Raw genomic sequence first — 24,027 nt, forward strand, 5'->3', positions numbered from 1 at the left:
CTGGGGCCATCCCCTACCGACCGGTACGCTGTCGCGGTGCTCCAGCTGATCCGCTCCCCCCGACTGCTGCTGACCCTGGCCGGGTTGGCGGCCCTGTTCGTGGTGGCGATGCTGGTTCCCCTACCCGGCCCACAGCAGGTCAGGGACTGGGCAGGCGGCGTGGGGCCGCTGCTTCCCCTGCTGTTCTTCCTCTTCTACTCCCTCGTCGCGGTCGCGCCGGTACCGCGCACCGTACTGACAGTCACCAGTGGGGTGCTGTTCGGTCCGCTGCTCGGGTCGGTCATCGCCCTCGGGGCCACGGGCGTGAGCGCCGGTCTGGCCCTGCTCGGAGTGCGGGCGATCGGCCGGGCGCGAGTCGCCGAGCACCTCACCCATCCGGCGGTACGGGCGGTCGACCTGCGGCTGGCGCAGCGCGGCTGGCTCGCGGTGGCCGCACTGCGGCTCATCGCGTTCGCGCCGTTCTCGGTCGTGAACTACTGCTGCGGGTTGTCGTCGGTGCGGTTCACCCCGTACCTGCTCGCGACGGTGGTCGGCTCGGCGCCGGGGACCATCGCGACGGTCGTGCTGGCCGACGCACTGACCGGCGGTACGCACCCGGCCGCGATCGCGGTGTCGCTGGTGTGTCTCGCCTTCGGGTTGCTCGGTCTGATCGTCGATGCCCGGATGCCGGTCGTTGCCCCGGAAACCGATGCCCCCTACTCCAGGGGCATGGTCTCGCGCCGGTGATCCATCACAATTGAGAAAGTGATCTTCTTCACATCTGGAAGTTGTGACTAAGCCGTCTTTCAGAATTCTCACAGAGTTATAGACTCCGGATAGCCCAGGGTTCGCCAGCTACATCCGGTGCGGGATCCAGAGCAACACCCGGTGTCGCGTCCCGTCTTCACCGCTTCCATTCACCGCCGTTCTCGGCACGTTCTTCCACCATGAGGTGACCCGGCATGGAATACACCCATCTCTCCGATTTCCGCATCCGATCCGGCGATCTGTCGATCTGGACGCCTGAGCTGATCTCGCCCGACTCCTGGCACGACGACGAACGGCCGCTGGCCAGCGTCCACGCCCAGTACCTCGGTTTCCTCGATCCCGACGACCCGCAGCCCGGCCGTGGCCGCTGGATCGGCACCATCTTCGAAATGGATGCCCCGCTCGACGAGCGAGCCTGGGCACGGACCCTCGAGCTGTGGCACGACCGGCACGAGGGTTTCCGCACCACGGTCGCACCCACCGGTGACGGCGACTATCACCGCATCACCACCGCGCCCGGCACCGTGCGCATCGCGTCAGCCCCGGTCGCCGATCTCACCGACGGTGACCAGATCAACGAATTCCTCTGCGATGTCCTGGAATTGCGGCTCTCGGCGCTGGTGTGGCCGCATCTGCTCGTCGCGACGGTCGCCCACGACACCGACGACTTCACCGTGCTGATCGGCGCCGATCACTCCGTACTCGACGCCTACTCCCAGGCCGTGCTGATCCTGGAATTGCGCACCCTCTACACCGCCGTCACCACCGGCGGCGAGATCCGCGACTCCTCGACGTTCGGCAGCCCCGCCGACTTCGCCGCCATCGAGCGCGCCGCCGCCGAGGAACTCACCCCCGACTCCCCCGCCGTGGCGGTGTGGCGGGATTTTCTCGGTGCCCCCGGTTCCCCGATGCCCCGTTTCGGCGCGGGCATGGTGGCCGAACTCGACGGTGAGCACGCCCAGCCGAGCGTGTCGCGCACCTTGCTGACGATCGCCGAGCTCGAGGAGGTGGAGGCTCGGCTCGATCAGCTCAAGCACCGGCTGTCGGTCACGGTGTTCGCCGCGCTGGCCGTGGCCTGGCGAGAGGTGTTCGGCCAGGACCGGTTCCGCACGGTGATGCCGATCGCCACCCGGCCCGACCTGACCTGGCTCGAGTCGATGGGCTGGTTCGTCAATGTCGTACCCGTCGACATCACCTTGCCCTCGGGCGCCGACATGGCCGCCGCGCTCACCGCCACCCGGGCCTCGCTCAAACGCGCCCATATCTGCAACGACGCCTCGTGGGGTCGCTCGCTGGCCATGGTCGGTGCGATGGAAGGCCCGACCTTCGGCGCGTCGTTCCTCGACATCCGGATGCTGCCCGACTACGAACTCGTCGCCGACCTGCGCGGACGGACCCTGCGCGCGGTGTCGTACTCGACCGAGGAGGTGTACTTCTGGGTGGTGCGCGGCCCCGAGGGCCTCTATGTCTCCACCCGGTACCCGGCGGGTCTGCCCGCCGAAGTGATGGACCGCTATCTCACCGAATTCGCCCGGGCGATGTACGCGGTGACGACGATCGCCGTGCCTGCCGCGGCCGCCCCGGTCGCCGACGTGCCGGCGGCATTGAGCGCGAGCTGACCATGCGTGCGCTGCTGGCCTTCACCGGAAGCAGGGGCGATGCCCAGCCCGGCATCCTCCTCGCCCGCGAGCTCATCGCTCGCGGGCACGCGGTGACGCTCGCGCTGTCGCCCAACCTCGTCGAGTTCGCCACCGGCCACGGTATCGCCGCGGTCGGGTTCGGGTGCGACAGCGCCGAACTGCTGCGCACCCAGCACGCCGACCGGCGCTTCCGTAGCGCCAGTCCGCGTCAGCGGATGCGCGCGGTGCTGGATCTGCAGCGACGCGGTGTCGCCGAAGCGGTGCGTGACCTGCTCACGCTCGCCCCTGGGCACGACGTGCTCGTCACCGGCATGGCGGGCGAGGAGGCGGCGGAGAAGGCCGCACGGCACGTCGGATTGCCGTTGGCGGCAGTGCATTTCTTCCCGATCCACCCCAGCCGGTCGGTGCCGGTGGTGCCCACCGCGTGGGGGCGGCGGCTGCCCGGTGCGCTCAACCGCAGGATCTGGTCGGGACTGCGGTGGGCGCGCGACGCCGCCCTGGCCGAACCGCTGGCCGAGTCCGGGATCGTCGAACACCCGCTGCCCGGTCGGATGTCGATCCAGGCCTACGACACCGACCTGTTTCCCGGGCTGGCGGCCGAGCTGCCCGAACGCCACCCGGTCACCGGGTTCATCGTGGACAGCGACGGATTCCTCGATGCCCCAGCCGATCCCGCGCTGGCCGCCTGGTTGGTGGCGGGGCCCGCCCCGATCTACGTCGGTTTCGGGTCCATGACCGTCGATGATCCCGCCGCTCTGGTCCACATGCTGCGCACCGTGTGCGCGCGGCGCGGGCGGCGACTGCTGCTCGCGGCGGGCTGGGCCGGGATCGAGCCGGAGCTCTCGCCCGAGGTGGCCGTCGTCGAGCAGGTCGACCACGCGACGGTGTTCCCGCGCTGCCTGGCGGCTGTGCACCACGGCGGCGCCGGGACGACCGCCGCCGCGTTGAGAGCCGGTGTGCCCCAGGTGATCTGCGCGATCCAAGCCGACCAACCCTATTGGGGCACGGCGCTGGCGCGGCTCGGCCTCGCCGCGACGACCCGCGCCGCCGCACTGGACGCCGACCGCCTCGACGCGCTCCTCGACGCGGTCGCCGACCCACAGGTGGTGGCTCGAGCCGCCGCCTACGCCGTCGGCTTCCACGACGACGGCCTGGCCCGCGCCGCCGACGAGGTGGAAGCCGTTGTGTCCCTGTCCGTTCCCACACCCCAGTTCGACCATGCCGGGAGGCCGCAGTGAGCACCGACATCGCCGTCCGCACCAGCGGCCTCGGCAAGTCCTACGGCGACTTCACCGCCGTGGGCACCATCGATCTCAGCATCGCGGCCGGATCGGTGTTCGCCCTGCTCGGCCCGAACGGGGCGGGCAAGACCACCACGGTGCGCATGCTGGCCACCCTGTTGCGTCCCGATCGTGGCAGCGCCGAAGTGTTCGGCTACGACGTGGTGCGCGATGCCACGGCCGTCCGGTCGATGATCGGGCTCACCGGCCAGTACGCCTCCGTCGACGAAACCCTCACCGCCGCCGAGAATTTGCGCCTGTTCGGACGGCTGCTCGGGTTGTCGCGGCGCGCCGCCGCCGCCCGGGCCGACGAGTTGCTCGCGGAGTTCGAGTTGTCGGCGGTGGCGCGGCGCAGCGTGAGCGCGTTCTCCGGCGGGATGCGCAGACGTCTGGATCTGGCGGCCACGCTCATCACCGTGCCGCCGCTGATCTTCCTCGACGAACCGACCACCGGCCTGGACCCGCACACCCGTGACCGCATGTGGGGCATCGTGCGCGGACTCGTCGAGCGCGGCGCGACGGTCCTGCTGACCACCCAGTACCTGGAGGAGGCCGACGCGCTGGCCGACCGGATCGCGGTGATCGATCGCGGCAGCCTCGTCGCGGAAGGCACTGCGGCCGAACTGAAGTCGTCCATCGGCGAGCAGGTCCTGCGTCTCGACATCCCCGACACCGCCGACCTGCGCCGGGCCGAGGCGCTGATCTGCGAGCTCACCGGCGAGGTGCCCGAGGGGTCCTCGACCGGCACGCTCACCGTCGCCCTGCCGGAGGTGGGAACGGGCGCCGACATCGTCGCCGCCTGCCGCGCGGCGGGCATCGAGCTGCGGGGATTCGCCGTCGACCGTCCCGACCTCAACGAGGTGTTCCTGTCGCTGACCGGCCACGCGAGCACCGCCGACGCGGCATGACCGCCCTTCGTGAAAGCACCGCAATGACTCTCATCACCGAGAAGACGACCACCCAGGTCGTGCGCGCACCACGCGTCACCAGGGTGAGCCCGTTCGCCGCGCTGCAGCATTCGCTGATGATGGCGTGGCGTGGACTGCTCACCTTCCGGCACAGCCCGCAATTGCTCTACGACGCACTGCTGTTGCCGATCGTGGGGCCGGTGCTGTTCGGCAACATCTTCGGCACCGCCATCGCGGGCAGCATGGCGGCGTATCTGCCGATCATGATTCCGGGCGTGCTGGTGCAGATCGTGCTCACCTCCTCGGTGGCCACGGGCGTGCAACTGTCCGAGGACATCCATTCCGGGGTGTTCGACCGGTTCGTCGCCATGCCGATCGCCCGCTCGGCACCGGTTGCGGGCGCGTTGCTGGCGGGCACGGTGCGCTACCTGCTGGCCGCCACGACGGTCGTTGTCGTGGGCTTCGCCATGGGCTACCGGCCCGAACACACGGCCGGTTTCCTCGCGGGCGCGGTGCTCGTCGTCTTCGCCACCACCGCCATCAGCTGGCTGTTCGCCTTCATCGGCGCGACCATCGCCCGCCCGGCCGCCGTGCAGGGCATGTGCATGCTCGTGCTCACCTTCCTCGGTTTCGCGTCCAACGCGCTGGTGCCCGAGGCGGCGATGCCCACCTGGATGCGCCACGTCTCGGACCTGAACCCGGTGTCCTACCTGGTGTCGGCGGTGCGGACGCTGGCCGCCGAGGGCACGATCGGCGCCGACGCCTGGTGGTCGCTGGTGGCCTCGGTGGTCGTGGTCGCCGTTTTCGCGCCGCTCACCGTGCGCACCCTGCGTTCCCGCTGATCAGGAGATTCCCCGATGACCGTCACCTCGCCCGTCGTCCCGGTCGCCACCACCGGCCTCAACCGGATCACCGCCGACGACGACCTGTTCTTCAAACTCCACAGCCTCTACCCCAACGCCCTGGTCAACCAGCTGGCCTACCGGTTCGACACCGCCGTCGGCCGGGAGTCGTTGCAGCGCTGGCACGCTCATCTGGCCACGGGATTCATCGCCCGCCGCGTGCGCACGACCCGTTTCCCGATCGCGCGCGCCCACTGGGAGCCCGCCACCGAGTCGCTGCCGCTGCGGTGGTCGGACACCCCGATCCCCGACGACGCCGTGCTCGACTGGTTCCTCGAGCAGGCCGCGGTGGAATTCGACCCGGCCCGGGGGCTGGTGTGGCAACTGGCCGGGGCACCGACCGAATCCGGTGGCACGGTGGTCACCCTGGTCGCCTCCCATGTCGCCTGTGACGGTGGCGGCATGATGCACGCGATCGTCGACTCCCTCGACCGCCTCGGGCGCGGGGCACAACCCGACCGCGACGCGAGCGCGGGCAGACTCGTCGGTCCGATCGCCGGACCCGGCCGGTTTGCCGCCGACCTCGCCGACGCACGCGCACAGCTGCGCGCGGTGGCGCGAGGTGTGCGGGCGGCACGGCGGGCGCGCGGCGTGAGCGAACCGGCCCGCAATCCGCGTCCGACCGAGCCGCGCCTGCCACACGCCGACACCTGGCAGGCCGCCGACGCCATCGTCCAGCTCGACCTGGCCGAGTGGGACGCCGTCGCCGCGGCACACGGCGGCACCACCAACGGTCTGCTGATCGGCGTCGCCGTCGGTCTGCTCGGTCGCAGCGGTCGCATCGCCGACGGAGCGCAGGTGCGCGTGGATATTCCGCACTCGATGCGCGAGGCCGACGACCCCCGCGCCAACGCGACCACCGGCCTGCCGATCAGCGTCGCCTACCGTGTCGGCGCCCGCACCGACCTAACCGAGGTGCGCGCGTCGCTCAAGGCCGCCGCCCTCGCCTACCGCGATCCGGCGACGATTCCGCCGATCCAGCACTTGCAGCCGGTGCAGATGCTGCTGCCGAAGGTGGTGCTGCACAAGTTCGCGCGCACCGCCAAGGCACCGGAATGCCTGTGCACCAACATGGGTCGCACCGCGCAGAACATCGCGGTGCTCGACGGTCATCGCGCCCGCGACGTGATCATGCGCCCCGTGGTGAACCCCGGCCCGGTGGAGTTGTTCCGCCAGGTGGAGGTCGGCGTGAACCTGGCGTTCTCCTGCGACGACGACACCGTCACCCTGGTGGTCACCGGCGCCGACCCGGACCGCTTCCCGAACCGGGCCGCACTGCGCGAGCTGCTCACCGCCGAATTCGCCGATTGGTCGTTGACGCCCCGTTTCTGGTGAGCCAGGGGATTCAGGAAGCCTCGTCGACCAGTTCCGCGGCTTCGGGCTTGCTGATGCGCAGCGTGAAGCGGAAACCGCAGTCGGATTCGAGTGAGCCGGATTGTCGTCCGGTTCGCACCGCGCTGCGCACCTCGATGCCGACATCGAGGTCCTCGAATCCGGCGTAGAAGTCGCCCGCCATCCAGAACTCGGTGTGCGCGGCGGTGCGGCCGGCGAGGACATCGTCGACACCGGGGCAGAATTCCGTGCGGCGCAAGCAGATCGGGCTGCAGCCGTCGGTGCCGGGGGCCAGGTAGAGCACCACGGGGCCGTGCATCGCGGTGAGCAGCGCGAGCACATCGCCTGCTTCGCCGGTGGCCTCGATCGCGCGATGACGGTGACTTCCCCAGTGGGCGTGGAGATCTCGGTCGCGGTGTACGGACCCGGCACGGTTACCCATGGTGCGCTCCTTGCATGTCTCGACGGTGTTCGGTGCACACTATCGGTGCGCAAGGTTGGTCCAACGTTGGTACGCCCCGAACCTTGCGGAACGACGACCCGCGTCCCGCTCGCGCACGGCGGCCTCCCACACCACGATTCGCGAATTCCATTTTCCGGTCCTTCCTCCGCGACCATTCCTGGAAGCGGGCATTTCGACGATGGGTCGCCGAACCAAATCGCACCTGTTGTTTTCGGTGCGAGAAACAACTTCCCGGTGCGGCGGCAGCCATTCCGTCACCCACACCGGCGTGAGGTCCCTCACGCCACACCTGCCACTCCGAGTGCCCAAAACGTCGGGTTCCACACCCACCTTCGGGTAGCTGAAAACTTGCCGATGTGCGATAGAATCGCGACTCGGATGTCGAAAGGTTGAGGAACAGCGGCGAACTCGGCACAGTTGCTGTGTAACTTCACCATTGCCACCGCCAGATGTCTGGATGTGACCCAGGCCGGCTTCCCCTGCCGGCCAACCCTCCGCGACCGCCGAAGCCACGCCGCGAAACCTGGTTACTTTCCGGTAGTGTCCGCTCGCATCGGCCCCCACCACGGTCACCGGCGACCATTTCCGACTGTCAGGAGTTTTCGTGTCGCATTCGCGTTTCGAATCCATCGGTGCGTATCTTCCGTCGAATATCGTCTCGACCGAAGAATTGATTTCCCGGCTCGCCGCACCGCCCGCTTTCGACCTGGAAAAGATCACGGGCATCAAGGAGCGCCGGTTCCGCGACACCCGACCGGACAGTCTCGAGGACTCCTTCACGCTCGCCGTGAACGCGGCCCGCGACTGCCTCGAGCGCTCACGCTACGGCGCGGGCGAGCTCGAGGTGATCATCTCCTGCTCGATCACCCGCAGCAACGAGGGCACCCGCATCTACATGGAACCCTCCTTCGCCTCGACCATCGCCAAGGAACTCGGCGCCGAGCGGGCCATCACCTTCGACGTGTCCAACGCCTGCGCGGGCATGCTCACCGGCACCTATCTGCTCGACCGGATGATCCGGGCCGGCGTGGTACGCAACGGCATGGTGGTCAGCGGCGAATCCATCACCCCGATCGCCGAGACCGCCGTCAACGAGATCTCCGAGAAGTACGACCTGCAGTTCGCGTCGCTCTCGGTCGGCGACTCCGGTTGCGCGGTCGTGCTCGACCAAGCCGTCGACGACGCCGACAAGATCCACTACATCGAATTGTTCACCGCCGCAGAGCATTCGCACCTGTGTCTCGGCATGCCGAGCGACAAGTCCTCGGGCGTAGCGCTTTACACCGACAACCGCAAGATGCACAACGAGGCCCGCTTCCTGCTGTGGCCCGACGCCCAGGGCGACTTCCTCGCCGAACAAGGCCGCACCTTCGCCGACGAGGAGTTCGACTACATCATCCACCACCAGTTCGGCGCTGCCGCTGTGCCGTACATCAACGCGGTCGCCGCCCGCGAGTTCGGCACCCCGATGCCACCGGACCTGAATGTGATCGAGAAGTACGGAAACACCTCGACCACTTCTCATTTCATCGTGTTGCACGATCAGCTCGCCGACAACGGCATCGAGGCCGGCTCGAAGGTCCTCATGGTGCCCGCCGCGTCGGGCGTCGTCGCGGGTTTCCTGTCCACCACCATCTCCTCCCTGAAGGTCTGAGGTTTCGTCATGGGCGTGCGTATCCGAGCCACCGGTACCAGTCGGTCGACCGACACCCACAGCATCGTCGAGCACAGCGGGCGCGCGGCCCGTAACTGTCTGGAGCAGGCCGGGATCCGGCCCGACCAGGTCGGTGTGCTCATCAACACCGGCATCTTCCGCGATTCCAACACCGTGGAACCCGCCGTTGCCGCGATGATCCAGAAGGCCGCCGGTATCGGCCTGGACTACGGCAAGAACGACCAGCGCACCTTCTCCTTCGATCTGATGAACGGTGCGACCGGCGTGGTGAACGCGGTTCAGGTCGCAGGCGCGATTCTGGCGGCGGGCACCGAGTACGTGCTGGTCGTCGCAGGCGACACCCATCCGTCGCTCACCCGCTCGCGCGCGGATGCCGAATTCCCCTATGCCACAGCCGGTGCCGCGTTGCTGCTCGAGCACGTCGAAGGGGCGGAAGGCTTCGGACCCGTGCACACCGTCACCGCACCCGGCACACCGGCCGGACAGGCCTACGTCGACACCGCGACGATGGGCACCGTCGGGCGCAGCCTCATGACGGTGGAACGCGAACCCGATTTCGAAGACCGGGTTCTGGCGGTGGCGGCCGAGGCCGGTCGCGCGGCACTGGTCGAGGCGCCGGACGCTCGGGTCGCGCTCATCGCCTCCACCCCGAGCGCGCACTTCCCCAAGCGCCTCGCCGACGCCCTCGGCCTGGACCAGAATGCCGTGCGCACACCGGATCTCACCGACGGCGACCCGCACACCGCCGCGCTGCCCCTGGCCTACGCGCGCGCCACCGAGGACGCCTCTCTCGATGGGTTCACCCACATCCTGTTCGTCGGTGCCGGTGCCGGTCCGTCGGCCGCGGCCACCCTCTACCGGCTGCCCGAGGAGCACATCGCGTGACCACCGCGACCTACTGGGCCACGATCGACCGCTTCCGCGCATTCGCCCGCACCGAACCCGATCGCCCGGCGGTGATCTACCCCGACGGCACCACCGCCGACGGCATGCCCGACTACCGGCGGGTCACCTACCGCGATCTCGACCGGTGGTCCGACGCCATCGCCGAACACCTGACGAGTTCCGGTGTCGGCAGCGGCACCCGCACCATCGTGCTGGTGCTGCCGAGCCCTGAGCTGTACGCGATCCTGTTCGCGCTGTTGAAGATCGGCGCGGTGCCGGTGGTGATCGACCCGGGCATGGGGGTGCGGCGCATGGTGCACTGCCTGCGCGCGGTCGAGGCCGAGGCGTTCATCGGGATCCCGCAGGCACACGCGCTGCGGGTGCTGTTCGGGCGCAGCTTCCGCCGGGTGCGCACCACCCTGACCGTCGGCCGCCGCTGGTTCTGGGGCGGACCCACCCTGCGATCGTGTGGCCGCACCCCGGCGGGTCTGCTGCCCGACCGTGCGCCCGCCGCCGAGGACGACCTGCTCATCATCGGCTTCACCACCGGTAGCACCGGCCCGGCCAAGGCAGTCGAACTCACCCACGGCAACCTGGCCGCCATGGTCGAGCAGGTGCACGCCGCGCGCGGTCACACACCGCCGGAGTCCTCGCTGGTCACCCTGCCGCTGGTCGGTGTGCTCGACTTGCTGCTGGGTTCCCGGTGCGTGCTGCCGCCGCTGATTCCCAGCAAGGTCGGTTCCACCGATCCGGCGCACGTGGTCGACGCGATCACCAAATTCGGGGTGCGCACGATGTTCGCGTCCCCGGCCGTGTTGATCCCGCTGCTCGCCCACCTGCGGGCGCACCCCGCCGAACTCGACTCCCTGGTCAGCATCTTCTCCGGAGGTGCGCCGGTGCCCGCGTGGTGCATCGCCGGACTGCGTGAGGTCTTGCGCCCCGATGTCGAGATCTTCGCGGGCTACGGTTCCACCGAGGCGCTGCCGATGACGACGATCGAATCACGGGAATTGCTCGACGGCCTGGTCGAGCGGGCCGCAAACGGTGAGGGCACCTGCATCGGACGCCCCACCGACAATGTCGAGGTGCGCCTCGTCGCCGTCACGGACGCCCCGATCGCGAATCTCGCCGACGCCGAACCCGCCGACCGGATCGGCGAGATCGTCGTCGCCGGACCCAATGTGAGCACCCGCTACTACTGGCCCGCCGAGGCCAACACCCTCGGCAAGATCGCCGATGGTGACCGCGTCTGGCACCGCACCGGTGACCTGGGCTGGATCGACGAGCAGGGCCGCGTGTGGTTCTGTGGTCGCAAGAGTCAGCGGTTGAGCACTGCCGCGGGGCCGATGTTCACCGTTCAGGTCGAGCAGGTCTTCAACGCGGTACGTGGTGTGTCGCGCACGGCGCTGGTCGGTGTCGGCCGACCCGGTGCGCACCGCCCGGTGCTGTGTGTAGAACTGGAGCCGGGTGCCGATGCGGTGGCCGTCGACATGCGCCTGCGCGACCGTGCCGCCGCGTTCGACACCGCCGCACCGATCACCGATTTCCTCATCCACCCCGGTTTCCCGGTCGACATCCGGCACAACGCCAAGATCGGCCGCGAAGAACTCGCCCGTTGGGCAACGAAGAAGCTGAACTCATGAAGATCCTCGTCACCGGCGCGTCCGGGTTCCTCGGCGGCGCCATCGTGCGCGCCCTGGTGGCCGACGGTACGCACGACGTGTCGATCCTGGTGCGGCGCACCAGTGTCCTCGACGACCTCGGCACCGCCCGCGACGCCGTCACCATCGTCGAAGGCGACCTGACCGACGCCGACTCGCTGCGCCGCGCCGCCGACGGGGTGGACGCGGTGATCCACAGCGCGGCCCGCGTCGACGAACGCGGCACCCGCGCCCAGTTCTGGGCGGAGAACGTGCGCGCCACCGAACTGCTGCTCGACGCCGCCCGCCGCGGCGGTGCGCACCGGTTCGTGTTCATCTCCAGCCCGAGTGCCCTGATGGACCGTGACGGCGGCGACCAGGTCGATGTCGACGAGTCGCTGCCCTATCCGCGCCGCTACCTCAACCACTATTCCGAGACGAAGGCGACGGCCGAACAGGCCGTGCTCGCCGCGAACACCGCCCGCTTCAGCACCGTGGCCTTGCGTCCGCGCGCGATCTGGGGTGCCGGGGACCGGTCCGGCCCGATCGTGCGGTTGCTCGCCCGCACCGCCGACGGCGCCCTGCCCGATCTGTCGTACGGCCGGAGGATCGAGGCGTCGCTGTGCCACGTGGACAATATCGTCCACGCCTGCCTGCTCGCGCTGAGCGCCCAGAACATCGGTGGCAAGGCGTATTTCATCGCCGACGCCGAGAAGACCGATGTGTGGGGGTTTCTCGGCGATGTCGCCGAGGGGCTCGGCCTCCAGCGGCCGACGCGCAGACCGAATCCGCAGGTCCTCGCCGCCGTTGTCGCGGCCATCGAGGCGGTGTGGCGGATTCCGGCCGTGGCGCGACGCTGGTCGCCGCCGCTGTCGCGCTACGCCGTCGCACTGATGACCCGCACCGCCACCTACGACACCGGCGCGGCCCGTGCGGACCTGGGCTACCACCCGGTCGTCGACCGCGACACGGGCCTGTCCACCTTCTTGGCCTGGCTCGACGCCCAGGGCGGCATCGAGTCGCTCGCCGGGCACCTGCGGTAACACCCGAGAGGCAATCATGAACGGCGACAACGTCTTCCGTCGGCCCGTGACGACCACCGAACGCATGTACTTTCCCATGCGCACCCTCGCCCCGCCCTTCCTCATGCAGCTCGTCGTGCCGGGCGAGGGCGCGATCGACCCGCGGCGCTTGCGCCGGGCAGTTGCGGCGGCGGCGGACGTGACGCCGGGCGCCCGGCTGCGCAGGCAGGGCGACATCTGGGTGGACAGCGGCGTCGCCCCCGCCGTCCGGGTGGTGGCTGACCACGAATTCGGTTATCCCGCACTGGAATCCGATCCGGTACTCACCAGCGAAATCGGTCCGACCCCGGATGCCACCGTCGAGGTCCTGCTGCTCACCGCGACCACACCGACCCTGGTGTTCCGCGTCTTCCACGGCGTGATGGACGGCATGGGCATGGTGCTGTGGGCGACCAATGTGCTGCGCGCGCTGCGTGGCGCCGACCCTGTTCCGCAGCCGGACCCGGTGGCCGATCAGCAACTCGTCGACCGGGTCGGTGCCCCGGGCAAGCCGACCCCGATGATTCCGCGCTACCGCAGCGCGGTGGGGCGCGGCAGGCAGCGGCGCGGCGCCGCCCGGCATCTGCTGCGGCACCGGCGCGTGCACGCCGCCGGACCCGGTGCGCTGGCCCGTGTCTGCGCCCTGCTGGCCGCCGAGACCCCGGGAACTTCGCGGATCATGATGCCCGTCGACCTGCGCCGTCACGATCCGGCGCTGCGCTCGACCGCCAACCTCGCGCTGCCGCTGTTCCTCGACATCGCACCGGGCCAGGACTGGACGCAGGTCAAAGAGGACATCAAAGCCGGGCTCGCGCAGGGGCGGGAACTGAATCAGCTGGCCAACACCCGCATCACCCTGGTCCCGGATCCGGTCAATCGGGGTGTGCTGCGGACGACGAACTGGCTCGGCGCGCGGCTGGGCCGCAACCTGGCCTCGGCCACGGTGTCCCACATGGGCCGGTTCACCTCCGACGACCTCGCGGTCCCCGGTTTCCGGCCTACCGGCCTGTTCGTGCTCCCCCAGCACAGCGTCGCCATGCCGTTGCTGTTCGGTCTCACCGAATTCGACGGCCACACCGAGCTCACCGTGTCGGCCCGCAACGGTGCCGGGATCGAAGCGCGGCTCGAAGCGCTGCTCGACCGGATCGTCGCCATGCTGGAAGCCGAACTACCCGTGGTGGATTCGGCGCGGTGAGCACGCTCGCCCGGTTCGTCGCGGCCCGGCCGCGCACCGTCCTCGCCGTGGTCGTGGTGTTCATCGGGTTGTGCGCCGCATACGGTGCGACTGTGACCGAACGCCTCAGCGCGGGCGGGTTCATCGACGGTGGCAGCGAATCCGCCCTGGTCGACCGCTTCGTCACCGAACAACTCGGCCCGCAGAGCCCCGACGTGGTCGCGCTCTACACCGCACCGGAGGGGCGCACGATCGACGAGATCGGCCCGCAGGTGCGCGCCGCCGTCGACCGCATCGATCCGGCGCTGCTCGCCCGGCCCGTGGAGAGCTACTGGTCGGCGGTGGTGCCGCGCAAGAACTTCTTGGTCTCCGAGGACCGCGGGCACGCCGTGGCCGTGGTGTACACCGCCGGTGACGACACCGCCCGCATCGCCGCCTATCCCGCCGTCGCCGAGGCGCTGCGGGTGCCCGGTGTCGAAACCCGGCTGTCGGGCTACAGCGCGCTCAATGCCGAGATCATCGATCGGTCCCAGCGCGATCTCGTGGTGGCCGAGTCGATTTCGCTGCCGTTGACACTGCTGGTGCTGGTGCTGGTGTTCGGGGGCATCGCGGCGGGCGCGTTGCCGGTGGTGATCGGCATGCTCGCCGTCGGTGGTGCGCTCGGCGCCATCCGGCTGCTGACCGAGGTCACCGAGGTCACCACCTTCGCGGTCAATATCGCGTCCCTGCTGGGGCTCGGCATGGCCATCGACTACGGGCTGTTCCTGGTGAACCGGTTTCGCGAGGAATACGGTGCGAGCGGGGATATCGGCGCCGCGGTCGGCCGGACGATGGCCAGTGCCGGGCGCACGGTCGCTGTGTCGGCGGCGCTGCTGATCTGCGCGTTCGCGGGTACGTTCGTCTTCCCGCAAGCCGTGCTCCGCTCACTCGGTATCGGCGCGGTGGCGGCCGTCGCGTTGGCGGCTGCCCTGTCGCTGACGGTGCTGCCTGCGTTGCTCGTGCTCTTCGGCGCCCGCATCGGGCGCGCTGAACCGACCACACGCACCGAGCACTTCTGGGGACGAGTGGTCGACGCGGTGCTGCGCAGGCCGGGAACGGTGACGATCGCCGTCGGCGCGGTCCTGCTCGTCCTCGCCACCCCGCTGGCCGGTATCCGGCTCGGCGAGATCGACCACCGCGCGTTGCCCGCCGACAGCCCGATGCGTCACACGGTCGAGGAGCTGACCGCGCAGTTCCCGGCGGCGGCGAGCGGGGCGACGGTGCTGCTGCGCGGTCTGGACGGCCCACCGCAATCGGCGGCCGTGTCGGGCGCGCTCGAAGCGATCGGGGACGTGGCGGGTGTCGACGATGTCGTCCAGGTGGGACGCGACGACGACTTCGTCGTCCTGCACGTCTTCCTCACCCACGCCGACCGCAGCGAGGAGGCCGGCGCCGCCGTCCGCGCCATCCGCGAGTTGCCCGCACCGGGTGCCACCACGGTCGAGGTCGGCGGTGACACCGCGGCCACCCTGGACAGTGTGGACGCGACGCTGGATCGGTTGCCGCTGATGATCGCGGTGATGGTGCTGGTCACGATGGTGCTGCTCACCGTGGCGTTCCGCTCGGTGATGCTGCCGCTCAAAGCCGTGGCCATGGCGTTTCTCAGCCTGGCCGCCACCTTCGGGGTGCTCACCTGGATCTTCGTCGGCGGTCACGGTGCGAGCCTGCTCGGCATCAGTCACGGGCCGCTCCCGGCGGGCATGACGGTGCTCATCATCGCGGTGGTTTTCGGGTTGTCCACCGATTACGAAGTGTTCCTGCTGTCACGAATGGCCGAGGCGCACCGCGCGGGTGAGGACACGGCAACGGCGGTTCGCGTCGGGACCGTGCGGACGGCCAGGGTCATCACCGCCGCCGCCGTGCTGCTCATTCTGGTCACGGGCGCGTTCGCGCTGTCACCGCTCACGCCCATGCGGCTGCTGGGCATCGGCATGATCATCGCCCTGATCCTCGACGCCACCCTGGTGCGCATGCTGCTGGTTCCCGCCCTGGTCCAGCTCATGGGACCGGCGAACTGGTGGTTACCGCGACTATCGTGGAGGCGTGGGCATCATGGGTGAAATGTTTCCTGGCAAGAAGCTGCAGCACGAAGGCAGCGGTGACAGCGACGGCCAGGCACGCGAACCTCACCTCGATCTCGACCTCGACGCCGGTGTCGTCCGGCTGACGGCACCCGACGCCGGGCCGACCGAGGACTAGCGCGGCGAACCGGCCAGCGCGATTTCGGCACCGAGGCGTTCGAGCAGCGGATGCGGGTCGCGCGACAACTCGGCGGACACCACTTCCGACCAGTCGTATCGACCGTTCTCGCACACCAACTCGACCAGCGACAGCGACGACACCGTGTCGTCGAGGGTGAAGTCGGCGAATCCGTCGTGGGCGAGCGCGTCCTCGATCTCGCCCACCGGCACCGGCGTCTTCGTGTACGCCAGCGCCAGGTACGGGAGCAACGGCTCACCGAACTCGGGCACACGCTCGCGGATCCACACATCGGTCAACGCGCGGGTGAGGTCCTCACGGACACGCAGCAACTCCTCGGGCAACGCGATGGGTAATCGCACCCCGTCGGCGGCGACCACCGGCGGGCCGAAGGTGATGGGGAACGGCGCGTGCTCGGCGAGCAGGCCACGCGAACCCTCGACCAGGCGGGCCAGATCGACGCCCTTCACCCCGTCGACGAAGCCCACACCCTGCACTTCCACCCGCAGACGCGGCGCGTCGACTTGTTCGAGGCCGGGCATCCGCGCCACAGTAGGGGCGAAGATCTCCACGAGCTTGTCGGCGACGGGCTGCGTCGGCATCACCTGCCAGTCGTAGAAGGACCGGCCCGGAGTCCACCCCGGCCGCCACCACCAGCGACTCGCCGTCGTCATCGCGCTCATGTCCATGTCTCGCACCTCCGCCTGCGATGCCTGGCTACCTCTCGGTCAAGAACTACCCCGCCGAGATCACCGACCAACCCGACGAGACCGATCCGTTGCCGGTTCGATTCCCGATCACGCTCATAGCGTTCGGACCTCGGGCTAGCCGCTCCGGTGGAGCCAGATGAGATTTCTATAGTTAAATGCGCATATATATATTATGCGAATACGGCCTGGCGTCATCGAATGCACGAATCCCGACGCCCCGACATCCTGGCCGCCGACCCCTCGAGGATCGCACGGACGTCGCCAAAGGTCCCTACCGCGGGAGCAGGATTGCTTCGTTCGGGTTCTCGGCGTAAAGCTCATCGATGTCGGTGGCGTATTTGGTGGCGATGACTCGGCGCTTGAGTTTCAACGTCAGCGTCACTTCGTCTCCGCCCGCTTCCCAGAAGGTCGGGAGGATGCGGAAACGTTTGAGCTGTTCGACTCGGGACAGGGCGGTGTTGCCTTGGGCCACACCGGCTCTGATCGCGGCGATCACGCCGGGATCGACGGCCAGTGCGGCGGGTGAGGCGTCGGGGAGGCCGTGGGTGCGGGCGTAGGGTTCGACGGATTCGGCGTCGAGGACGATCAGGGCGGTGTTGTACGGTTTGCCGTCGCCGATCACGGCCATGGCGCCGATCAGTGGGGTGGCGGCCTTGATGGCGTTCTCGATGTTGGTCGGGGACATGTTCTTGCCCGCCGCGTTGATGATCATCTCTTTCTTGCGATCGACGACGGTGAGGTAGCCGTCGGCGTCGATGGCGATGATGTCGCCGGTGTGCAACCAGCCCTCGCCGTCGACGGCTTCCGAGGTCTGTTCGGGCCGATCTCGGTAGCCCTTCATCACCAGTGGTCCGCGAACAAGGAGTTCACCGTCATCGGCCACGCGGGATTCCATGCCGGGCAACATCTTTCCGACCGAGCCCAGTTCGGCGTCGCGCGGGTGGCTCACACTGCAGATACAGGCCAGCTCGGACATGCCCCAGATCTCGGCGATGGGAATGCCGAGCCCGGCGAAGAACCCCAGCGTCTGCGGTGGGATCGGGGCGGCGCCGGACAAAGCCCAGCGCACCCGGTCGAGACCGAGCGCGGCGCGCAGCTTGCTCAGGACCAACTCGTCGGCCCGCGCCCACTCGGCGGTGAGTTCGTCGGGCACGGGTTCGCCCGCGAGCTGGTGGCGGCTGCGCGTCGCGGCCACCGACAGCGCCCACCGCATGCCCTGGCGTCGCGTCTCGTCCGGCTCGGCCGCGACCTTGAATTCGATGGCGGCTTTGAGCTTTTCCCACACCCGAGGCACCGCACCCCACACGGTGGGCCGGAGGTCGACCAGCGCGGCGGCGATCTGCTTGGGGTCGCGCACACTCGTCACCTGGGTGCCCAGCACCTCCTGAACGTAGAGCGCGGTGAGTCGGTCGGCGATGTGCGCGGTCGGCATGAAAGACGTGATGCTGTCGCCGAATTCGATTCCGAGGACGTCGGCGATGCCGTACACCTGGAACAGCAGGGCGGCGTGGGTGGTCTCCACGCCCTTCGGGGCGCCGGTGGTGCCGGAGGTGTAGATCAGTGTGGCCACGTCGTCGGGGCGCACCGCGCGCCACGCGGCGTCGAAATCGAAATCGTCGGGCGCGGCGGCGAGCAAGTCAGCCACCGACAACGTCCCCTCCGGCGCGTCGTCGACACACACGATGTGGTCGAGCCGCACACCCGACGAGGCGATGACCTTCGCGTACTGCGGCTCACAGATCACCACGCGCGTCCCGGCGTTGTCGAGCACGTAGGCCAGCTGGTCGGGCGAGAGCGTGTTGTACACCGAGAACGAGGTGGCACCGACATGCTGTGCGCCGACCTCGAGCGGATAGAACTCCACCCGGTTGCTCATCATCAACGCGACGGTGTCACCGCGGTGCACCCCGAGACCCGCCAGCCCGGCGGCGACCGCGCGGACTCGGCCGGCATAGTCACCCCAGGTGACGGTCTGTGCGTCACCGGGCGTGCGCAGGGCGACGGCGTCGGGATACCTCGCGGCGGTGTGCTGGAACGCGGCGGGCAGGGTGTCGAAACGAGAATTGCTCACGAGGCAGTGACTTTCCGGGAGATGACAGCTGGGGTGGACAGCTGCGCGGCGATATCGACGGGTGCGGCTGGGAACCGGTGTTCGGGTGCGAGACGGTAATCGAGGGTTGATACGGGAGGCCTTGTCGCGGTGGACAATCGGGAGGCCACTGCTGGGCGATAGCCGTAGGCCGACCCGGCGACGAACCGGCCGCCGTGCACATACAGCACCACCGCGTCGGTGCGCACGGCGCCCGGACCACGCACCCACTCTCCGCGAATCCCGTTGTCCGCCGCCACTTCGCTGATCGTCCCGCGCAGCGGTGGCGCACCGGCCCGCAGCGCCTGGTCGGTGAGCAGACGCGCGGGCGGGATCGTATAGACGTTCACCGGGGCGAGGGCGGCGAGTCGTCTCGCGGCGAGCGCCGAGACCCGGCGGACCGGGCGAGCGCGCAGCGACCCCCTTCCCACGGTCATCGTCGCTGTTCGATCGCTCGCACGAGCCGGTGCACGGTCGCGTCGGCGGCGAGCCGGTGGTCGAGCACCACATTGACCACCCCCCGCAGCAATGCGTAGGGCTGCCAGCCACTGGGCGCGATGGTGCGCGGGGCCCGGCGGGCGATGCCGTCGGCGATGGTGCGCGCCGCGTCCTCCGCCGTGATGCGCACGTTGAGCGGCCACGGCAGCAGCGCGTCGAGTTCGCGACCGAGCTCGTCCGCATCGAGCATGTCATGGGTCATGGCCGTCTCGACGACACCGAAATAGGCCACCCCGGCACTGGCGCCGCTCGCCGCGAGTTCCACCCGCAACGCACGACCGAACTGCTCGACCGCGGCCTTGCTCACCATGTACGGCGAACCACCCATCCCCGGCGCGAATGCCGCACACGAGGACACCACGACGACGTGCCCGTGCACGGACACGATGTGGTCCAGCGCCGGGTGCACGGTGTTGAACACGCCGGTCAGGTTGATGCCGAGGACCCGGTCGAAATCCGAGGGGTCCATGGTGCGCACGGTCGAGGGCACCGGCGTCACACCGGCATTGGCCACGACCACGTCGAGGCGCCCGAACCGGCCGACCACCGCCTCGACCACTTCCACCATCCGGGCCCGGTCGGTGACATCGGCGCCGAAGGCGTGCGCCCGCGACGACAGATCAGCGGCGGTGCGACGGGCCGCCTCGGCATCGACGTCGACCACGACGACGATCGCGCCGCGACGATGCAGCAACGCGGCGAGTTCGCGGCCGATGCCCTGCGCCGCGCCGGTGACCAGGACGACCTTGTCGCGCACGTCGTAGGTGGGCGCGAACCACGACGCCGGATCGAGGGCGGGTAGCCGGATCATGCCGACACCTCGTAGGACTCGATGTCGAATCGCCTTGTCCGGCGCCGATATTCGAAACTCCAGTTCGGATACAACCCGGCATTGCCACCCTCGGGGGTGGTGTAGTAGCTCTCGCAGCCGCCGGTCAACCAGACCGTGTCGGCACTGCGTCGCCGCATCTCCTCGACGAAGTCGTCCTGGACCTCTCCGCGTACCTCGACACGGTGCTCGCCACGGTCGCGCAGGGTGGTGAGGGCGTCGACGATGTAGGCGATCTGCGATTCGAGCATGAAGATCGCCGACTGGTTCCCGGCCGCACCGAACGGTCCGAGGGTGCAGAAGAAGTTGGGGAACCCGGCGATCGCCGCGCCGAGATAGGTCTGCGGGCGCTGGTGGTAGAGCTGGGCGATGGAGACCCCGTCCCGGCCGATGATGCGGTCGAACGCGGTGGGGATCGCGGTGAACCCGGTGCCGAAGATGATGGTGTCCACCGGGATCTCGGCGCCCGCGCGGGTGCGGATGGAGTGCGGGCGCACCTCGGCGATGCCGTCGGTGACCACCTCCACATTGTCCTGGTCGAGGGCGGGCAGGTAGGCGTCGGAGAAGATGGCGCGCTTGCACCCGATCATGTAGTCCGGTGTCACCTTCGCACGGAGTTCGGGATCGCGGATCTGACGGCGCAACTGGATCCGGCCGAGCAGTTCGTAGGGGTGCCGAAAGCGGTTGTCGACGAAACCGACCAAACCGAAGCCTTCGATGAGCGTGTACCAGGTACCGCGAACAGCCTTCTGCGCCAATGGCATATGCCGCAGCAGCAGGCGTTCGAGGCCGAGGGTCGGGCGGTCCAGTCGCGGCACGATCCACGGGGCCGAACGCTGGAACACCGTGAGCGCCTCGACCTTCGGCTGGATCTCCGGCACGAACTGGACCGCCGAGGCGCCGGTGCCGATCACCGCCACCCGCTCGCCGGTCAGATCGTGGTCGTGATCCCAGTGCAGGGAGTGGAACGCCCGACCCGCGAAGGTGTCGAGGCCGGGCAATGCCGGGTACTTGGCCTCGGCAAAAACCCCTGCGGCGGAAATGAAGTAGTCGGCGGTGAGTTCGCCGCGCGAGGTCTCGATCCGCCACAGCGAGTCCGCGTCGTCCCACCTGGCATCGAGCAGTTCGGTGCCGAGGCGCAGGTGCCCGAGGATGCCGTGGCGCTCGGCGACGGTGCGCAGGTAGTCGAGGATCTCCGGCTGCTTGCCGTAGGTCCGCGACCACTCCGGATTCGGGGCGAAGGAGAAACTGTAGAGCTGTGAGGGCACATCGCAGGCACAGCCGGGGTAGGTGTTGGCCTGCCAGGTGCCGCCGAGATCGTCGGCGCGTTCGAGCACGACGATGTCGTCGAATCCAGCCTCCTGCAATTTGATCGTCAGCCCGATGCCGCCGAAACCGGCGCCGAGCACGGCGATGTGCGTGTGTTCTGTGTGCATCGGGTCAACCGATCCTTCCGTGCAGCACGGAAACCAGACCGTCGACAACGGTGTCGATCCGGACGCTGCGGGTGAATGTCGTGAGGGCCAGCGGCGAGGGAAATCGTTGCCGCGTGGTCGCTTTGGCGTAGGTGAACTCGCGCAGACCGTCGGGGCCGTGCACGCGGCCGAAGCCGGACGCGCCGACACCGCCCAGCGGCAGGGTCGGGATGGTCGCGTGCGCGACGAACGCGTTGATGGAGGTGCCGCCGGAGCGGATCCGGTCGGCGATGGCTTCCCCGTTCGTCCGGGCGAACACGGTGGCGCCGAGACCGTACTCGGAGTCGTTGACCCGCTCGACCGCTTCGTCCATGGTGGCGACCCGGGTGACCACCAGAGTCGGCCCGAAGGTCTCCTCGGTGACCGCGGCCGAGTCCGCCGGGACGTCGACCAGAATCGTCGGTTGCACGAACTGTCCGTCGATGCCGTCGAGTCCGCCCAGCAGGGCACGGCCGCCGCGGGCGATGGCGTCTTCGATGTGGCGGCGGATCACCTGCAGCTGCTTGGGCATGGTGATCGGGCCGATCTTCGCGTCGTCCGACCCAGCGCGCAGGTCGCGAGCCTGTTCGAGGAGTTCGGCGAGGAACGCGTCGTAGACGTCGGTGTGCACGTAGACGCGTTCCACGCCGAGGCAGGTCTGCCCGGCGTTCGACAGCCCGCCCCACAGCGCGGCATCGGCGGCCGCGCGCAGGTCTGCGTCGGAATCGACGATCAGCGCGTCTTTGCCGCCGCATTCCATCAGCACCGGGGTGAGTCGCGGCGCGCAGGCGGCGAGCACGCGCTTGCCGGTCTCGGTCGACCCGGTGAACCCGATCTTGCCGACCCGGCTGCGGCACAGCGCCGCCCCGGTGTCACCGTCGCCGGTGACCACTGCAGGACAGCCGCTTCCGGCACGGCGCGAGCGAACGCGTCGGCGAGCCAGACCCCGACTCCCGGGGTGTATTCGCTGGGTTTGAACACCACCGTGTTGCCCGCCGCCAAGGCAAACGAGATCGAGTTGAGCGGGGTGAACACCGGGTAGTTCCACGGGCCGATCACCCCGACCACCCCGAACGGCCGGTACTCGACGCGGCAGGCGTGGTTGAGCGTGAGCAGGCTCGGCGCCACTGTGCGCGGGCCGAGCACCCTCTCGGCGTTGCGGGCGGCCCATTTCAGGTGTTCGAGGGCCATCACGATCTCGAGCTTGGCATCGGAGCGGGGTTTGCCCATCTCGGCGTGGACGAGTTCGGCCAGCTCGTGGCGGCCGCGGGAGATCTCGGCGCGCCACCGGTCGAGGCGACGCGCGCGTTCGGCGAACCCTGCTGTCTGCCACCACGTCGCCGCACCATGCGCGCGTTCGACCGTGGCGTCGACGGCGGTCTCGTCCTGCTGTGGATAGGTACCGACGATCACGCCGGTCGCGGGGTCGTGGACGTCGAAGGTGGCGGTGCGCTCACGGGTGGAGGGGGTCATGAACCGTGCCTTTCGCGGTCAGAGGTCGAGCGTGAGTACGCCACCGGCGGACCGGGACACGCAGGTGAGCAGGTGATCGGGGCGTTCGTCCGGAGTGAGCAGCCGGTCGCGGTGGTCGATCTCGCCGCCGAGGACCCGGGTCTTGCAGGTGCCGCAGAAGCCCTGCCGACAGGAGAAGACGACATCGGGCTGCACCCGGCGTAGGGCGTCGAGCGCGGTCTCGGTGGCGGCGACCCGCACGGTCTCGCCGCTGCGCGCCAGGACCATGTCGAACTCCCTGCCATCGGTGACCGCGCGGGCCGAGAACAGTTCGGTGTGCAGCGAGGCGGTGGGATTCAGCGCGAACAAGGTGCGTCGCGCGAGGTCGATGACCGGCGGCGGACCGCACACGTACACCGCCGCGCCCGGCGCCGCCGTGGCCAGCAGGGCGGGGATGTCGGACGTGCCGACCTCGTCGTCGGGCCGGATCTCGCAGGTGGCGGGTAGCTCGTCGAGGAACGGCATGGTGTCGCGGGACCGGCCCAGATACACCAGGCGACCACGCGCTCCGGCCGCGCGGACCATCGGCAGGATCGGAGTGATCCCGATCCCCGCCGCCACGAAAAGGTACGACGGTGCGGTCTCGACGAAGGTGAAGGCGTTGCGCGGGCCACGGATTCGTACCCGGTCACCGGAGCGCAAGGTGTGCATCTCGCTGGACCCTCCGTCACCGTCCTCGATCCGGCGCACGGCGATGCGATACCGGTGCCGGTCGCGGGGATCGCCGCACAGCGAATATTGGCGCTGCCGACCGGATTCGAGGAACACATCGATGTGGGAACCCGGGCGCCAGGCCGGAAGTACCGCGCCGCCGGGGCGGGTCAACACCAGGCTCACCACGTCCGCGGCCTCGGCACGCACCGATTCGATGGTCAGATCGAGATCGAAACCGGTGTGCCGCACCGGTTGTGGGGGCGAGATCACCGGTCGGGTGAACACCTTCTTGTAGACGTCGACGGCAAGCCCGATCGCCCGCAGGCTCGGTGTCGC

20 protein-coding genes and 1 pseudogene are annotated in these 24,027 nt (G+C 69.2%); 13 read left to right on the plus strand and 8 right to left on the minus strand.

Translation table 11 applies throughout. The annotated features are described in order from the left end of the window. Nucleotides 1-36 precede the first annotated feature (36 nt). The 6 genes from AB0I35_RS14920 (at nucleotide 37) to AB0I35_RS14945 (ending at nucleotide 6,812) form a co-directional block, all read left to right on the plus strand. Nucleotides 37-726 carry a TVP38/TMEM64 family protein gene (locus AB0I35_RS14920; protein ID WP_357396445.1) on the plus strand — a complete coding sequence of 230 codons (690 nt, stop codon included), beginning with the start codon at nucleotides 37-39 and terminating at the stop codon, nucleotides 724-726. 215 nt (nucleotides 727-941) lie between these two features. Further along, a complete protein-coding gene (locus tag AB0I35_RS14925) occupies nucleotides 942-2,366 on the plus strand; it encodes a condensation domain-containing protein (protein ID WP_357396446.1) in 1,425 nt (474 codons plus the stop codon). A gap of 2 nt (nucleotides 2,367-2,368) precedes the next feature. Continuing rightward, nucleotides 2,369-3,625: a nucleotide disphospho-sugar-binding domain-containing protein gene (locus AB0I35_RS14930; protein ID WP_357396447.1), complete on the plus strand. Its 1,257-nt coding sequence runs from the start codon at nucleotides 2,369-2,371 to the stop codon at nucleotides 3,623-3,625. Further along, entirely contained in the window at nucleotides 3,622-4,575 is a 954-nt protein-coding gene (locus AB0I35_RS14935; RefSeq protein WP_357396448.1) for an ATP-binding cassette domain-containing protein, read from the plus strand. The genes AB0I35_RS14930 and AB0I35_RS14935 overlap by 4 nt, the downstream gene beginning before the upstream one ends. 23 nt (nucleotides 4,576-4,598) lie before the next feature. Beyond that, nucleotides 4,599-5,417 (plus strand): ABC transporter permease, encoded by an 819-nt coding sequence (locus AB0I35_RS14940; RefSeq protein WP_357396449.1) that lies wholly within the window; start codon nucleotides 4,599-4,601, stop codon nucleotides 5,415-5,417. A 15-nt stretch (nucleotides 5,418-5,432) separates the two neighbouring features. Beyond that, nucleotides 5,433-6,812 (plus strand): hypothetical protein, encoded by a 1,380-nt coding sequence (locus AB0I35_RS14945; protein ID WP_357396450.1) that lies wholly within the window; start codon nucleotides 5,433-5,435, stop codon nucleotides 6,810-6,812. Between the two features lie 10 nt (nucleotides 6,813-6,822). Here the strand turns inward: AB0I35_RS14945 and AB0I35_RS14950 are convergent, their stop codons facing one another. Further along, the gene (locus tag AB0I35_RS14950; RefSeq protein ID WP_357396451.1) at nucleotides 6,823-7,251 is read right to left on the minus strand and encodes a DUF779 domain-containing protein; all 429 of its coding nucleotides are present in this window, start codon (nucleotides 7,249-7,251) and stop codon (nucleotides 6,823-6,825) included. A 625-nt stretch (nucleotides 7,252-7,876) separates the two neighbouring features. On the opposite strand from AB0I35_RS14950, the gene AB0I35_RS14955 reads away from it, so the two are divergent. From AB0I35_RS14955 to AB0I35_RS14985, 7 genes are read left to right on the plus strand one after another with little or no spacing between them, the layout of a single operon-like run. Further along, nucleotides 7,877-8,926, plus strand: a complete 1,050-nt coding sequence (locus AB0I35_RS14955) for a 3-oxoacyl-[acyl-carrier-protein] synthase III C-terminal domain-containing protein (protein WP_357396452.1) — start codon at nucleotides 7,877-7,879, stop codon at nucleotides 8,924-8,926. Nucleotides 8,927-8,935: 9 nt separating this feature from the next. Next, nucleotides 8,936-9,832: a hypothetical protein gene (locus AB0I35_RS14960; protein WP_357396453.1), complete on the plus strand. Its 897-nt coding sequence runs from the start codon at nucleotides 8,936-8,938 to the stop codon at nucleotides 9,830-9,832. Continuing rightward, nucleotides 9,829-11,475: a fatty acid CoA ligase family protein gene (locus AB0I35_RS14965; RefSeq protein ID WP_357396454.1), complete on the plus strand. Its 1,647-nt coding sequence runs from the start codon at nucleotides 9,829-9,831 to the stop codon at nucleotides 11,473-11,475. Before AB0I35_RS14960 ends, AB0I35_RS14965 begins: the two co-directional genes overlap by 4 nt. Further along, nucleotides 11,472-12,515, plus strand: coding sequence for an NAD-dependent epimerase/dehydratase family protein (locus AB0I35_RS14970; RefSeq protein WP_357396455.1), 1,044 nt, complete (start codon nucleotides 11,472-11,474; stop codon nucleotides 12,513-12,515). The genes AB0I35_RS14965 and AB0I35_RS14970 overlap by 4 nt, the downstream gene beginning before the upstream one ends. 16 nt (nucleotides 12,516-12,531) lie before the next feature. Then, a complete protein-coding gene (locus AB0I35_RS14975; RefSeq protein WP_357396456.1) occupies nucleotides 12,532-13,728 on the plus strand; it encodes a peptide synthetase in 1,197 nt (398 codons plus the stop codon). Continuing rightward, nucleotides 13,725-15,806 carry an MMPL family transporter gene (locus AB0I35_RS14980; protein WP_357396457.1) on the plus strand — a complete coding sequence of 694 codons (2,082 nt, stop codon included), beginning with the start codon at nucleotides 13,725-13,727 and terminating at the stop codon, nucleotides 15,804-15,806. The genes AB0I35_RS14975 and AB0I35_RS14980 overlap by 4 nt, the downstream gene beginning before the upstream one ends. Further along, nucleotides 15,799-15,945, plus strand: coding sequence for a hypothetical protein (locus tag AB0I35_RS14985; protein ID WP_357396458.1), 147 nt, complete (start codon nucleotides 15,799-15,801; stop codon nucleotides 15,943-15,945). The genes AB0I35_RS14980 and AB0I35_RS14985 overlap by 8 nt, the downstream gene beginning before the upstream one ends. Here the strand turns inward: AB0I35_RS14985 and AB0I35_RS14990 are convergent. The 7 genes and pseudogenes from AB0I35_RS14990 to AB0I35_RS15020 form a co-directional block, all read right to left on the minus strand. Further along, complete coding sequence (locus AB0I35_RS14990) at nucleotides 15,942-16,634, minus strand: hypothetical protein (RefSeq protein WP_357396459.1); 693 nt, start codon at nucleotides 16,632-16,634, stop codon at nucleotides 15,942-15,944. The two genes, AB0I35_RS14985 and AB0I35_RS14990, sit on opposite strands and share 4 nt — an antisense overlap. A gap of 292 nt (nucleotides 16,635-16,926) precedes the next feature. Then, entirely contained in the window at nucleotides 16,927-18,726 is a 1,800-nt protein-coding gene (gene fadD11 / locus AB0I35_RS14995; protein ID WP_357396460.1) for a fatty acid--CoA ligase FadD11, read from the minus strand. After that, nucleotides 18,723-19,181, minus strand: coding sequence for an alpha/beta hydrolase fold domain-containing protein (locus tag AB0I35_RS15000; RefSeq protein WP_357396461.1), 459 nt, complete (start codon nucleotides 19,179-19,181; stop codon nucleotides 18,723-18,725). The genes fadD11 and AB0I35_RS15000 overlap by 4 nt, the downstream gene beginning before the upstream one ends. After that, a complete protein-coding gene (locus tag AB0I35_RS15005; protein WP_357396462.1) occupies nucleotides 19,178-20,053 on the minus strand; it encodes a short-chain dehydrogenase/reductase in 876 nt (291 codons plus the stop codon). The genes AB0I35_RS15000 and AB0I35_RS15005 overlap by 4 nt, the downstream gene beginning before the upstream one ends. Continuing rightward, nucleotides 20,050-21,507, minus strand: coding sequence for an NAD(P)/FAD-dependent oxidoreductase (locus AB0I35_RS15010; RefSeq protein ID WP_357396463.1), 1,458 nt, complete (start codon nucleotides 21,505-21,507; stop codon nucleotides 20,050-20,052). The genes AB0I35_RS15005 and AB0I35_RS15010 overlap by 4 nt, the downstream gene beginning before the upstream one ends. A gap of 4 nt (nucleotides 21,508-21,511) precedes the next feature. Further along, nucleotides 21,512-22,998, minus strand: a pseudogene (locus AB0I35_RS15015) (aldehyde dehydrogenase family protein). 18 nt (nucleotides 22,999-23,016) lie between these two features. Beyond that, on the minus strand, nucleotides 23,017-24,015 hold the full coding sequence (locus AB0I35_RS15020; RefSeq protein ID WP_357396538.1) for a PDR/VanB family oxidoreductase: 999 nt from the start codon (nucleotides 24,013-24,015) through the stop codon (nucleotides 23,017-23,019). Nucleotides 24,016-24,027 lie beyond the last annotated feature (12 nt).

It is taken from the genome of Nocardia sp. NPDC050378, assembly GCF_040655675.1.
In the GTDB taxonomy this organism is placed as follows: Bacteria; Actinomycetota; Actinomycetes; order Mycobacteriales; family Mycobacteriaceae; genus Nocardia; species Nocardia coubleae.

Excerpts from the sequence above, each read along its gene's own strand:
- AB0I35_RS14925 (WP_357396446.1), top strand. The coding sequence starts at position 942 with ATGGAATACACCCATCTCTCCGATTTCCGCATCCGATCCGGCGATCTG.
- AB0I35_RS14930 (WP_357396447.1), top strand. The coding sequence starts at position 2,369 with ATGCGTGCGCTGCTGGCCTTCACCGGAAGCAGGGGCGATGCCCAGCCC.
- AB0I35_RS14940 (WP_357396449.1), top strand. The coding sequence starts at position 4,599 with ATGACTCTCATCACCGAGAAGACGACCACCCAGGTCGTGCGCGCACCA.
- AB0I35_RS14945 (WP_357396450.1), top strand. The coding sequence starts at position 5,433 with ATGACCGTCACCTCGCCCGTCGTCCCGGTCGCCACCACCGGCCTCAAC.
- AB0I35_RS14950 (WP_357396451.1), bottom strand. The coding sequence starts at position 7,251 with ATGGGTAACCGTGCCGGGTCCGTACACCGCGACCGAGATCTCCACGCC.
- AB0I35_RS14960 (WP_357396453.1), top strand. The coding sequence starts at position 8,936 with ATGGGCGTGCGTATCCGAGCCACCGGTACCAGTCGGTCGACCGACACC.
- AB0I35_RS14970 (WP_357396455.1), top strand. The coding sequence starts at position 11,472 with ATGAAGATCCTCGTCACCGGCGCGTCCGGGTTCCTCGGCGGCGCCATC.
- AB0I35_RS14975 (WP_357396456.1), top strand. The coding sequence starts at position 12,532 with ATGAACGGCGACAACGTCTTCCGTCGGCCCGTGACGACCACCGAACGC.
- AB0I35_RS14985 (WP_357396458.1), top strand. The coding sequence starts at position 15,799 with ATGGGTGAAATGTTTCCTGGCAAGAAGCTGCAGCACGAAGGCAGCGGT.
- AB0I35_RS14990 (WP_357396459.1), bottom strand. The coding sequence starts at position 16,634 with ATGGACATGAGCGCGATGACGACGGCGAGTCGCTGGTGGTGGCGGCCG.
- AB0I35_RS15000 (WP_357396461.1), bottom strand. The coding sequence starts at position 19,181 with ATGACCGTGGGAAGGGGGTCGCTGCGCGCTCGCCCGGTCCGCCGGGTC.
- AB0I35_RS15005 (WP_357396462.1), bottom strand. The coding sequence starts at position 20,053 with ATGATCCGGCTACCCGCCCTCGATCCGGCGTCGTGGTTCGCGCCCACC.
- AB0I35_RS15010 (WP_357396463.1), bottom strand. The coding sequence starts at position 21,507 with ATGCACACAGAACACACGCACATCGCCGTGCTCGGCGCCGGTTTCGGC.